Annotated in this window: 3 protein-coding genes; all 3 read left to right on the top strand. The window is 77.0% G+C overall.

What is annotated here, in order from left to right; all coding sequences use genetic code 11:
• On the top strand, positions 1-1,358 hold a 1,358-nt coding region (dacB, locus tag H1A17_RS33855; protein ID WP_194823792.1), incomplete at its 5' end, for a D-alanyl-D-alanine carboxypeptidase/D-alanyl-D-alanine-endopeptidase.
• Between the two features lie 113 nt (positions 1,359-1,471).
• Positions 1,472-2,539: a zinc-dependent metalloprotease gene (locus H1A17_RS33850; protein WP_088643858.1), complete on the top strand. Its 1,068-nt coding sequence runs from the start codon at positions 1,472-1,474 to the stop codon at positions 2,537-2,539.
• A gap of 76 nt (positions 2,540-2,615) precedes the next feature.
• Positions 2,616-3,147 (top strand): ATP-binding protein (locus H1A17_RS33845; RefSeq protein ID WP_305070385.1); only part of this gene is annotated, 532 nt, incomplete at its 3' end.

Here is a 3,147-nt window from a genome sequence, read left to right as displayed (position 1 = left end):
CGGTCGCCGGCTGGCTGGGCGGGGCGGACAGCACCCCGTCGGCCGCCGCGCGGCCCCCCGAGCCCGACCCGCCCCCCGTGCTCGCCGGCCCCGACACCACCGCACCGGAACCGACCGCCGCCGGGGTACGCGCCGCGGTCGAGCCGCTGACCACTGCCGCCGCCCTGGGCAGCCGGGTCAACCTGTCGGTGGCCGACGTGGTCACCGGCGAATCGCTGTACGCCAAGGGCGGCGACGACGCCACCGTGCCCGCCTCGGTCACCAAGCTCGCCACCGGGGTGACCGTCCTGAAGGCGCGGGGGCCCGGCCACCGGATCGCTACCCGGGCGGTGGCCGGGGCGAACCCGGGCGAGGTGGTGCTGGTCGGCGGTGGCGACCCGACGCTGGCGGTGGACAGATCCGGCTTCTACCCCGGCGCGGCCCGCCTCGACGCGCTCGCCACGCAGGTCAAGCAGGCCCTCGGTGGCACCGCGCCGACCCGGGTGGTGGTCGACTCCACGCTCTTCCCCGGCCCGGTGCACGGTCCCGGCTGGGACGCGGACATCCCGACCGGCGGGTTCGGCGCGTCGATCACCGCGCTGATGACCGACGGGGCACGCCGGGACCCGGTAGGGGCGAAGAAGGCCTTCGTCGACAGCCACGGCGCAGCCGAGCGGTACGCCGAGCCCGACCTGGCCGCCGGCCGCTCGTTCGCCCGGCTGCTCGGCCTGCCCGAGGGCGGGGTGGTCCGGGGCACCGCCCCGGCGGACGGCGGCGCGACGGCGACCGGCGCCCCCGCCCCCGGCACCGAGCTGGGCAAGGTCGAGTCGCTGCCGATGGTCCGGCTGGTCGACATCATGATCACCGACAGCGACAACGTGATCGCCGAGGCCCTGGCCCGCCAGGTGGCCCTGGCCCGCAACCAGCAGGCGTCCTTCGCCGGTGGCGCGGCGGCGATGGACGAGGTGATCGGCGAACTGGGACTGCCGGCCGACGAGATCAGCCTCGCCGACGGCAGCGGACTGTCCCGGAGCAACCGGATCAGCCCCTCGCTGCTCACCGACCTGATCGCGGTGGCCGGTAACGGCACCCACCCGGAGCTGACCGCGATCTTCGGCGGCCTCCCGGTGGCCGCCTGGTCGGGCACCCTCGGCGGCCGCTACGAGTCGACGGAGACCGCCGCCGGGGCCGGCGTGGTCCGGGCCAAGACCGGCACCCTGACCGGGGTGCACGCCATCGCCGGCCTGGTCACCACCCGCGACGGCCGGCTGCTCACCTTCGCCGTGCTCACCGACCGGGCCCCGGCGGGCGACCCGGAGGTGACCCGGGCGGCGCTGGACCGGATCGCCGGCGCGCTGGCCGGCTGCGGCTGCCGCTGACCCCGGCTGCCCGGTCGACCCGCCGGCCGTGGGCAGGCCGTCCGGGTCGGCTGCCGGGCGGCCCGTCGCGCGCACTCCGGCCGGGGTGTCGCGGCGCGGGTACGGTGGGTGGCATGGCGCAGTTCGTGGACTGGGATCTGGCCGCCGCCACCGCTGGGGCGCTGAGCAAGTCGGGCCCCCGCGTGTCGTACGCGGAGGCGACCGGGGTGGTCGGCGATCTGCGCCGGCTCACCGACGAGGCGGCCGGGCACGTCGCCGACTACACGGGGCTGCGCCCGCAGGTCAGCCATCCGCCGGTGCGGGTGGTGGACCGGCGGGACTGGGCGGCCACCAACATCGCCGGCCTGCGTGAGGTGATCACGCCACTGGTCAGCCGGCTCTCCGGCGACAAGCCGCCCGGCGCGCTCACCGAGGCGGTCGGCTCCCGGCTCACCGGGGTGCAGGCCGGCACCGTGCTGGCGTACCTCTCCGGCCGGGTGCTCGGCCAGTACGAGGTCTTCTCGGCCGATCCGGGGCAGCTGCTGCTGGTCGCGCCGAACATCGTCGAGGTGGAACGCAAGCTCGGCGCCGACCCGCGTGACTTCCGGCTCTGGGTCTGCCTGCACGAGGTCACCCACCGCACCCAGTTCACCGCCGTGCCGTGGATGCGGGCCTACTTCCTCGGTGAGGTGCAGGCGTTCGTGGACGCCTCGCAGGGCACCGAGCACCTGGTCGAGCGGCTGCGCCGGGGGGTGTCCACCCTGTCGGACGCGGTCCGCGACCCGGACAGCCGCACCAGCGTGCTGGACATCGTGCAGACCCCGGCGCAGCGGGCCGTGCTGGACCGGCTCACCGCGCTGATGACCCTGCTGGAGGGGCACGCCGAGTTCGTGATGGACGGCGTCGGCCCGCAGGTCATCCCCAGCGTGGAGCGGATCAGGGCGGGGTTCAACCGCCGCCGCGAGGCGGGCAACCCGCTGGAGAAGGCGATCCGCCGGCTGCTCGGCGTGGACGTCAAGATGCGCCAGTACGCCGAGGGCCGCAAGTTCGTGCACGGCGTGGTCGAGCAGGTCGGCATGCCCGGCTTCAACAAGATCTTCGGTTCGCCGCTGACCCTGCCCCGGCTCGACGAGCTGGGGGACCCGGCCGCCTGGGTGGCCCGGGTGCACGGGCCGGCCGGCGCCACCCCGACCGCCGGCTGACCCGGTGGCCGGCCGGCCCACCCCCGCCGAACCGGTGACCGGGCGGCCCCCTGCCGCCCCGCCGACCGGGCCCGTCATGAAGGACCCGACCGGGCCCCGTGTCGCCGACCTGCCGACCGGGCTGCGCACCGAGGAGTCGGCCGTCGTCGGGCGGCACGGTGCCGGTGCCGCTCGCGGGCCGTCCCCCGATCCGGCGGTGGCCGCCGTCCGGGTCGCGGTACGTCGGGCGTTGGCCGGGCTGCCCCCGGCCGGGCCGGTGCTGGTGGCCTGCTCGGGTGGGGCGGACTCGCTGGCCCTCGCCGCCGCCACCGCCTTCGTGGCGTCCCGGCTCGGCCGACCGGCCGGACTGGTGACCGTCGACCACGGGTTGCAGGCCGGGTCGGACGGGCGGGCCGCCGCCGTCGCCGAGTGGGCCGGGCGGGTCGGATTCGATCCGGTCGAGGCGGTGCCGGTGACGGTGGCCGGCCGTCCCGGTGGCCCCGAGGCGGCCGCCCGGCAGGCCCGCTACCAGGCGTTGACGGCGGCTGCCCGGCGGCACGGTGCGGTCGCCGTCCTGCTCGGGCACACCCGCGACGACCAGGCCGAGACGGTGCTGCTGGCGCTGGCCC

The sequence above is a fragment of the Micromonospora sp. S-DT3-3-22 genome, assembly GCF_015354745.1.
In the GTDB taxonomy this organism is placed as follows: domain Bacteria; phylum Actinomycetota; class Actinomycetes; order Mycobacteriales; family Micromonosporaceae; genus Micromonospora; species Micromonospora wenchangensis.
The sequence above is the reverse complement of the archived record's forward strand: the minus strand, read 5'-3'. Positions and strand labels throughout refer to the sequence as shown.